The sequence below is a fragment of the Candidatus Cloacimonadota bacterium genome (assembly GCA_011372345.1).
Lineage (GTDB): Bacteria > Cloacimonadota > Cloacimonadia > Cloacimonadales > TCS61 > DRTC01.
In genome coordinates, this window is the sequence record DRTC01000550.1 from 1 (window position 1) to 9,845 (window position 9,845).

Annotated in this window: 9 protein-coding genes; 8 read left to right on the forward strand and 1 reads right to left on the reverse strand. The window is 35.9% G+C overall.

All coding sequences use genetic code 11. The annotated features are described in order from the left end of the window. Positions 1-1,588: LPS-assembly protein LptD (locus ENL20_10400; GenBank protein HHE38967.1), on the reverse strand; the 1,588-nt coding region annotated here is incomplete at its 3' end. Positions 1,589-1,799: 211 nt separating this feature from the next. On the opposite strand from ENL20_10400, the gene ade reads away from it, so the two are divergent. From ade to ENL20_10440, 8 genes are all read left to right on the forward strand, one after another. Next, positions 1,800-3,422, forward strand: a complete 1,623-nt coding sequence (ade, locus tag ENL20_10405; protein ID HHE38968.1) for an adenine deaminase — start codon at positions 1,800-1,802, stop codon at positions 3,420-3,422. A 125-nt stretch (positions 3,423-3,547) separates the two neighbouring features. Then, entirely contained in the window at positions 3,548-4,228 is a 681-nt protein-coding gene (locus ENL20_10410; protein ID HHE38969.1) for a DUF2461 domain-containing protein, read from the forward strand. A 1-nt stretch (position 4,229) separates the two neighbouring features. Then, positions 4,230-4,967, forward strand: coding sequence for a sulfite exporter TauE/SafE family protein (locus tag ENL20_10415; GenBank protein HHE38970.1), 738 nt, complete (start codon positions 4,230-4,232; stop codon positions 4,965-4,967). Positions 4,968-5,057: 90 nt separating this feature from the next. Then, positions 5,058-6,401, forward strand: coding sequence for an aminomethyl-transferring glycine dehydrogenase subunit GcvPA (locus ENL20_10420; GenBank protein ID HHE38971.1), 1,344 nt, complete (start codon positions 5,058-5,060; stop codon positions 6,399-6,401). After that, the gene (locus ENL20_10425; protein HHE38972.1) at positions 6,394-7,845 is read left to right on the forward strand and encodes a glycine dehydrogenase subunit 2; all 1,452 of its coding nucleotides are present in this window, start codon (positions 6,394-6,396) and stop codon (positions 7,843-7,845) included. The genes ENL20_10420 and ENL20_10425 overlap by 8 nt, the downstream gene beginning before the upstream one ends. Positions 7,846-8,018: 173 nt before the next feature. Then, entirely contained in the window at positions 8,019-8,261 is a 243-nt protein-coding gene (locus ENL20_10430; protein ID HHE38973.1) for a type II toxin-antitoxin system Phd/YefM family antitoxin, read from the forward strand. Beyond that, positions 8,251-8,628 carry a type II toxin-antitoxin system VapC family toxin gene (locus ENL20_10435; protein ID HHE38974.1) on the forward strand — a complete coding sequence of 126 codons (378 nt, stop codon included), beginning with the start codon at positions 8,251-8,253 and terminating at the stop codon, positions 8,626-8,628. The genes ENL20_10430 and ENL20_10435 overlap by 11 nt, the downstream gene beginning before the upstream one ends. Before the next feature lie 546 nt (positions 8,629-9,174). Then, the coding region (locus ENL20_10440) for a hypothetical protein (GenBank protein ID HHE38975.1) at positions 9,175-9,845 on the forward strand (671 nt) is incomplete at its 3' end.

The window sequence follows — 9,845 nt, forward strand, 5'->3', positions numbered from 1 at the left end:
GTATATGCCTGACAGCAGAAACATAAAATCCCGGAAATTTTCTTAATCCATATAACGAAAATCCAATTCCTGAATTAGTGCTGTAATCGAATCCTCTAACAAGTTTTTTCTCATTTTTATCCCGATCGAACCAGGCTTCATTTGCAGAAACAGATTGAGAAACATCTAACCAGCCTTTGAGTTTATGAGAATATCGCAAACCTCCGGAATGTTTTACTCCTGCATTATGCTGATTAATATAACTTCCGGAACTATCTTTTTTAACCTTATAGATAACATCTTTAAAACCTGCATTCGGATCATTTATATCACCGATATGAGCAGCTTTGAAGTTATATGAATAGGAGAAATCCGTCCACCAGGCATCTTCATCAAAATTTTCGTCTTTGAGGAAAAGTTCATAAATCGGTTTAGAAGGGAGAGAATAACTGATTTTCGGTAAAGTTAAATCTTTTGTTTCATCAAGAAAATCATCTTTATAACTGGCATTCATATACAAAAAATTTCCCAAAAATGGTTTTTTATATGCCAGCGAAGACTTGATCCATTCACTTAGTCTTTCATCTATATTGGAACTTCCTTCCCAGATCTGCTTACTGCTGACAAATTCCAGATTGGCATCAAAAGTTGTTCGATTCCCGAAATCATGATGGTGTTGTGCTTTCATGAGCCAATCGTAAGTGGAGACTTCGGGACTGGAAGTCCTTTTGTGAAGTTTTACCGTGAAATCTCCATCATAAAGATAGCGTTTCAAATACTGAGTGAAAAAAGTAAGTTCCCAACCTGTTTTCTCAAAATAATCGAAGGAAAAAATCGCATCAGCATAATCTTTGTAAGCATAATAAAAAGCGATATTTTCGATATGTTTTCCGTAAGTTTTATTGTAGCCGGGAGAAGGAACTAAAATTCCGGTATGTCTCCCTCTTTTAACGGTGAATGTTCCAAAAGGAAATGCAAAAACAGGGAAATGGTTCACATAAAAGATGATTGGTTTGCCGACGATCTTATCATTCTGATACAATCTTAATTTATTCGTTCCAATATAAAAATGCGGATGCAAAGCATCACAGGTCGTGAAAATTCCTTTATCAACATCAAAGGTTTTTGTATCTATTTTGCGGATCTCTTCTCCGTAATAATAACCTTTATCAAACTTACTCGCTCCATTTTCGATCATTCCCCATTGCGATTCGAGATCGTAATAGATTTCATTTCCGAGAGCGGTTTGATCTCCGTCTTTCAGATAGGAATTTCCTTTGGTAAAAGCCTGATCTTTGGCAATATTGATGGTAATCGTGTCAGCTTTGATATCGGAAGATTGGTATTTGATAGAAGCATTTCCGATCAGATCGATCTTCTCTTTTTCCAGGGAATAAAAAATGCTGTCTGCTGAATAAAAAAGCGAGTCATATTCCATTGTCTCTGTTAATAATGTGTCTGAAACAAGAGAATCGATTTGAGAATTGTTTATAAGAGAATCTATCTCTGAAGGGAAAGATACAACATCTTCATTTTCAGAAGAAAATGCCAGTCTGAATGACATTAAAATAATCAGAAATAAAATTACAAATTCTCTCATAGCAGGCATTTTTTTAAGGTTTTATTCTGTGTCAAGAAATGTAACACAAACATCCTTGTTTGTGAAAAAATCTCAAATGATTGAATTTTGCTTATTCTTTTTGTCTTTAACTCGTCAGGCATTTGCCTAATCAAGTCGAATCTAAAAAATGATTTTTTATTTTGACAAAAAATTTACAGAAAGGAAAAAGAATACAGGATTTAATATGGATGTAAAAAAAATGTCTATTTCAGGAAATATTGCGGATGTTCTAAATTTCAGAATTTTTCCCGGAACATTAACGATTTCCAATGGAAAAATAACAAAAATCCAAAAATCCAATAAGAGATACAATAATTACATCATCCCGGGTTTCATTGATTCCCACATTCACATCGAAAGCTCGATGTTGATTCCTTCCGAATTTGCTCGAATTGCTTCAATTCACGGAACTGTTGCAGTTGTTTCTGATCCGCACGAAATTGCTAATGTGCTGGGAATCGAAGGCGTAAAATTTATGCTGGAAGATGCTAAACGAATTCCGTTCAAATTCTATTTTGGAGCACCTTCCTGCGTTCCGGCAACTATTTTTGAAACTTCCGGAGCAGTTCTGGATGCTGAAAAAGTTGAAGAACTCCTAAAAATGGATGAGATAAAATATCTTTCAGAAGTGATGAATTTTCCGGGTGTAATTTATGACGATCCTGAAGTTCTGCAGAAAATCAAAGCAGCAAAAAAACTTGGGAAACCAATCGATGGACACGCTTCCGAATTAAGCGGAAAGAATCTGGAAAAATACATTGAAGCTGGAATTTTAACGGATCACGAATGTTTTTCATACCAGGAAGCGGAAGAAAAAATAAAATTCGGAATGAAGATTCTCATTCGAGAAGGTTCTGCTGCGAAAAATTTCGAAGAGTTGATCCCGCTCGTTAAAAAATATCCTGAAAAATGTATGTTCTGCAGTGATGACAAACATCCTGATGATCTACTGAAAAGTCATATTAATGAACTTGTGAAACGAGCAATTAGGAAAGGTTTTGATTTGATGGATGTTCTGCGAGTCGCTTGCCTGAATCCGACCAAACATTACGATCTCGAGGTTGGTTTACTCCGAGAAGGTGATGATGCCGATTTCCTGGTGATTGATAATTTGAAAAATTTCAATATACTGAAAACATATATAAAAGGAGAATTAGTTGTAGACAATGGTAGAACTTTAATTCCAAAACAGAACTCGATTATCATCAATAATTTCAAAGCAGAAAAGAAAAGAATCGAAGATTTTATCCTTACTTTCAAAGGAGGAAAGATCAAAGTCATCGAAGCGTTAGACGGACAATTGATTACAAATTCGCTGATAGAAACTCCTAAAATAAACAATGATAATATAGTTTCGGATGTGGAAAGAGATATTCTGAAAATAACAGTGGTGAATCGTTATCAAAATACAAAACCGGCAATCGGCTTTATCAGGAATTTCGGTTTGCAGAAAGGAGCGATCGCTTCCAGTGTTGCTCACGATTCGCACAATATTATTGCAGTTGGAACTTCCGATCAATTGCTCCAAAAAGCAGTAAACTTGATCATCGAAAATAAAGGCGGAATTTGCGCAGTTTCAGAAAATGAAGAAATGATCTTACCTTTACCCATTGCTGGAATCATTTCTGATATGGATTATGAAATCGTTGCTGTAAAGTATTCTCAACTGGATAAGAAAGCAAAGGATTTCGGCTCAGAACTCTCATCACCATTTATGACTTTATCGTTTATGGCATTGCTCGTGATCCCGAAGTTGAAGTTGAGCGATAAAGGATTGTTTGATGGGGAGAAGTTTGAGTTTGTAGATGTAGCACATTTTTGAAAAATGTGAAAAGTGTAACTCGACTTTGCAAGTCGAGAAATTGTATAAATATATTTTGACTTTTCGGAATACATAGGATAAATAATTTACCATCGTGACGATGGCGATACTGAAAGGAAGGAATAATGAATAATTTCCAAGGATTTTCCAAAGACTCAATAAAGTTTTATGAAGATTTGACAAACAACAATTCCAAAGAATGGTTCGCAGATCACAAATCAGATTACGAAGAATTTGTGATGAAACCTGCTCGCAGTTTTGTTATTGATCTCGGAGAAAGACTGCAAGCCATTTCACCGGAAATCCAGGCAATTCCCAAAACAGATAAATCGATTTTCAGGATCTATCGCGATATCCGATTCACTCCGGATAAGCGACCTTTCAAAACACATCTGGGAATTTTATTCTGGGAAGGACATCGCAAAAAACTGGAATGTCCTGGGTTTTACCTGCAAATCGATAAAGACAAAATATTCATCGGAAGCGGACTTTATATGTTTCCAACCGATATTCGCGACAATTTCCGGAACGCAGTTGCGGATGAAAAAAAGGGTGATGGATTAAGAAAAATCATCGATAAACTGCAAAAGCAGAATTTCCAACTTGGCGGCAGACATTACAAAAAAGTTCCGCGTGGATTTGATAAAGACCACAAAAATGCTGAATTTCTACTCTATAACGGTTTCTGGGCAGGAAAAGAATTTCCGATTGTTGAAGAGTTTTATTCGGAAGATTTTATTGATTGGTGTTTTGAACATTTTTTGAAGATGTTCGATCTGCATAAATGGATGTTAGGAATAATATAATTTGAATATCGAATTCTTCCTTCTCTGCTTGCTCATCATCCTTGCGTCTTCTATGCTGCAGGGATTGACCGGTTTCGGCTTTTCGATTCTTTCCCTGCCTTTGTTGACACTTCTACTCTCTCCCAAAACAGCAGTTCCGATTTTAGTTCTCTATTCCATAATTATCAATATTGTCGTCTTTTTTTCAGCCAGAAAAGCATTTGAACTGAAAAGGATTTGGATATTAATGATTTTTGGAATTATCGGAGTTCCGATTGGAACGCATTTTCTGATCACTTTCAATGATAATTTGATAAAATTATGCATCGGCATTTTCATCACGGTTTTTGGATTATTATTACTTCTGGGATTTCGGCAGAAGATCAAACACGAAAAAGTTTCGATGATCCCGATTGGATTTGTCAGCGGGATTTTGAGCGGAAGTGTTTCGATTGGAGGACCTCCGGTAATTTTGTTTCTCTCCAATCAAGGTGTAAATAAACAGGTTTTCAGGGCAAATCTGGCAGTCTATTTTTTCATTTTGAACATTTTCACAATTCCTGTTTATATTTATACCGGTTTGATTTCAGAACAAGTTCTGAACTACTCGATAAAGTTTTTTCCGGCTTTGGTGATTGGTGTTGTTGCTGGAAATGTTTTTTCTAAAAAGATAAAGGAAGAGCATTTCCGAAAAGTTGTATTAGTCCTTTTGGTTTTGATGGGAATTTTATCGATTGTTTCGAGTTTGAAAACAATTTAATTTCATATCTTTCTTTTCTTTCATTTCCATTTGACACAAAAATACCAATTAATTTTCTGAATCAAATTTATTAAAAAAAGGAGAAAGAAAATGCCTTTTATTTCCAATACTGACAAAGAACGGAAGGAAATGTTAGCTGCCATCGGAGTAAAAAAATTCGAGGAACTGCTTAAAGATATTCCTGGCAAATTCATCCATCAAGAACCTTGCTGCTTGGAGAATCCTCTTTCCGAACTGGAAATTACTTCCAGGATCAATGAGCTTGTTTCCAGAAATATCTCGACAGATGATGCAAATTCCTTTCTGGGAGCAGGAGTTTATGACCATTTCATTCCTGCTGCAGTCGATAGTATTATTTCGCGACCGGAATTTTTAACAGCTTACACTCCTTATCAGGCAGAAGTCAGCCAGGGAACTTTGCAGTATATTTATGAATATCAGACCTTGATCTGTGAGTTGACCGGAATGGAAATTTCCAATGCCGGTATGTATGATGGAGCAAGTGCGGCTGCGGAAGCGATTTTGATGGCAGTTCGCAAAACAAAGAAGTTCAAAGCTATCATTGCCGAAACGATAAATCCTCTTTATTTGCAGGTTATCAAAGCTTATACGGAAGGAGTTGAGATCGAACTCGTGATGGTTCCTGAAAAAAATGGTCTTGTTGATCTTAAAATTCTGAAGGACAAACTCGATGATGAAACTGCTTGTGTTCTCATCCAAACACCTAACTTTTTTGGAAACCTGGAAGATGTTTTTGCTATCGAGCCAATCGTTCATTCCAGCAAAAAAGCACTTTTCATTGCTTGTGTGGACCCTCTTTCACTTCCGTTATTGAACTCTCCCGCTGAATACAAAGCAGACATTGTTGTCGGTGAAGGTCAATCTCTGGGAAATTTTCAGAGTTTTGGAGGTCCTCTGTTCGGATTCCTGGCAACCAGTCTTTCTCTTGCCCGAACTATGCCCGGAAGAATTGTCGGAGCATCCCTCGATTCTGATGGAAATAAAGCGTATTGCTTAACTTTGCAGGCAAGAGAACAACATATTCGTCGGGTAAAAGCTACTTCCAATATCTGTTCAAATCAAGCCTTGTGTAATCTGGCAGCAACTGTGTATATGTGCTTGATGGGGAAACAGGGCTTGAAAGAGGTTTCGGAACAATCAACCACCAAAGCCCACTATCTTGCGGAAAAGATCTGTAAGGTCGATGGATTTTCCATGGCTTTTGATGCTCCTTTTTTCAAAGAATTTGCTATCAAAACTCCAATTCCTGCAAGCAAGATTATACAAAAATTAAAGCACAAAAATATTTTTGCCGGTATCAATATGAAACAATTCGGTTATGAAAATATGCTTTTGGTCGCAGTTACCGAGAAGAAAAGGAAATGCGATTTGGATGGATTTGTAAATTCATTGAAGGAGGTGTCCAATGTCTAAAACAATATTTGAAAAAAATTCCAGCGGACGGAAAGGATACACTTTACCGAAAAGCGATGTAAATCTAAAATTGGAGGATTGTGTTCCTCAAAATTATTTAAGAAAAGAAGAAGCAAAACTTCCGGAAGTCAGTGAACTCGATGTAATGCGACATTTTTTAGAACTTTCGCAAAAAAATCACTGCATTGAGAAAGGATTTTATCCGCTCGGTTCATGCACTATGAAATATAATCCTCAAGTAAATGAGGTTTTAGTTAGAAACAAGGGGATTTTAAACCTTCATCCGTTTCAAGATGAAGATACAGTCCAGGGAGCATTACGGATTTTGTTTGATTTGCAGCAGGATTTAGCAGAAATTTCCGGATTCTCCAATGTCACCTTGCAGCCTGTTGCCGGAGCTCATGGTGAATTTACCGGACTGAAAATAATGCGAGCTTATCATGAAGCGAAAGGAAATTCTCATAAGAAAAAGATCATTCTTCCTGATTCAGCTCATGGAACTAATCCAGCCAGCGTTTCTCTGGTCGGATATAAAATGGTGGAGATCAAATCCAATGAAAAGGGAATGGTCGATATCGAAGATCTGAAGGCACATATTGATGATAAAGTTGCCGGATTTATGCTCACGAATCCAAATACTCTCGGAATTTTTGAAACGCAGATCGAGGAAATTGCTAAACTTGTTCACAGTGTTGACGGTTTGATGTATATGGATGGAGCGAATTTTAATGCTCTTATGGGATATATAAAACCCGGTGAAATAGGCTTCGATATTATGCACTATAATCTGCATAAAACATTCTCAACTCCGCATGGAGGAGGAGGTCCCGGTTCGGGACCAATCGGTGTTCGATCTGATTTAGCAAAATTCCTGCCAGTTCCGATGATTTCCAAAAACGGTAATAAATATTATTTTGATTATTCACATAAAGAAACTTCGATCGGAAAAGTTCATTCCTTTTTTGGAAATTTTGCGGTAAATGTCCGAGCTTATATATATCTGAAAATGCTGGGTTCGGAAGGTTTGAAAAGAGTTGCTGAAAATGCCTTGATCAATGCTAATTATGTGATGAAAAAACTGGAAAATCATTATTATATTCCTTATAAAGATATTTTCTGTATGCATGAGTTTGTTGCCAACAATAAGTGGCAGAAGGAAAAATCAGGAGTGAAAACACTTGATCTTGCTAAACGCATTCTGGATAAAGGCTTTCACGCACCAACCATCTATTTCCCCCTGATCGTTTCGGAAGCAATGATGATCGAACCGACCGAAACAGAAAGTAAGGAAACTCTCGATGAATTCATAGAAGCCATGATTGAAATTGCGAGAGAAAGTGAAGATAATCCTGAAATCCTGAAAAATGCTCCAATTAACACTCCTGTTAAAAGAGTCGATGATACACTCGCTGTGCGGCAATTGAATGTGAAGTTTGAAATGTAGCACAGATTTGTAATCTGTAAAAAATATTATTCTTACCGGAATCTCAAAGAATTTAATACTTTGAGGAGTCAAATTGGCACCTTAAAATCAAAGCAAAAAAGTAATTCTAAAAATTTCATTGACAAATATTCAATGAGATGTATATAAGGACTATACATTAATAGGAGATTATTATGGAAGCAAGTATAGTCGATCTGCGTTATAAGATGAATGAAGTATTAAAAGCTTTGGATCGAAATGAAAAGATAACAGTGCTATATCGCGGAAAAGTAAAAGGATTTATACTTCCTGCAAAAAGTAAAGTTCAAAAAAAGATAAAAGAGCATCCTTTTTTCGGTATGTCAAAATTCGAGAGTAAAAAGACAGTTTTGGAAGAACTGGAGGAATTACGAAAAGTGAGATATAATGCTATTTGATACTGATATTTTCATCTGGATTCAGCGAGGAAATGAAAAATCTGCAAAAATAATAGACCAAGCTGAAAACAGATTCCTGTCTATTCAAACTTATATGGAACTTTTACAGACTGCTCAAAACAAAGCTCAACATAATTATGTTAAAAGTTTTATTACTTCTTTCGATTTTATTATTCTTCCTCTTAATGAAAATATCGGACACAGGGCTTCGATTTATGTTGAAGAATACACCATGTCTAACGGTTTACGATCAGGAGATGCTATTATTGCTGCGACTGCTGTTGAAAATAATTTAACTCTTGTAACCAGTAATTTAAAGCATTTTAAAGCAATTAAAGATTTAAATCTAAAGATTTTTAAACCATAAACAAAACCAAACTTCAGAATTCCGGAGGTAACAAATGAAGAAATTTTTCGGCTGGTTATTATTTTTAAGCATTATCGGTTTAGTCATTTTTATCATAAAAAAATGTCCACATTGTAAAGAGCATTTCAGTTTATGCAAAGAAAGATTCCATGAGCTTTTCAAACATGATGAAGAAGAGGAAGCGGCAGAAGCAGAGGAATAGTCATTAGAAAACTTGCCACAGAGTCACGGAGAGCACAGAGAATTTGCTTATATTTTAGCGTTATTTCGTGTATTTCGCGGGTGATTTTAATATGAAAAAACCTATTCGATTATTACTGCATTTGATTATAACCGGTGTTGTTTCTGTTGCCGGCTTCCTGGGATTTAAGAAAGGGATTGAAAAACTGAACAAAAAGATGGAGGAGAAAAGCTCTTGATCTTTTATCAAAAAGCTCTTTATCTTTTGAGAAAGAGATTAGTATTATTAATGTCTTTCTACAAATTATTTTTCTTTCTCTCCCTGTTCTCTGTGAATCTGCGGCAAATTTTAATCTGGAGAAATAAATGAAAAAAGACGCACATTATTATGCTGTTCTAGCTTTTGCACGAGCAGTTGGTTTCCAAAAAGATGCTGCTCAAATTATTGCTTATTCCTCTCAATTTGTAGACGATTCAAAAATAAACCATATCATCATCAAAGGAAATCCTGATAATATCGAACATGACATCATCGATGATAAACCTGCTTTTTTCAACATGGCAACCTGTCATTCTTATTTCAAGATCAAGACTTTCAATTTTTCAGCGATGACAAATAATACTTGTGCATTTCATTTTGTCCCCGGTTGTGACGGAAAAAGTTTCGTGAAAAAATTGCGGTGTAAACAGGAATCTCGTGTTATCTTAAAAATTTTAAAAGAGGTGAAAAAGGAAAATGATCTGGTAAAATTCGGGATGGTTCTGCATCCATTTGCCGACACTTTTTCGCATCAGGGATTTTCCGGTTTATTGAGTAAAGTTAATGATATTCGGGATATCCGGACAATTATAAAAGTTGTGGGGGTGATAACACATAAAATTTCAAAGATATTGAAATGGCTCTTTAAAAGCAAATTCGATAAATTACTTGATTGGGGAATGCCTGCTTATGGTCATGGACAGGCAATGGAATACCCGGATCTTCCTTACTTGAAGTGGTCCTATAAATATGATTACAGCGATCAGTTTTCAGAAAC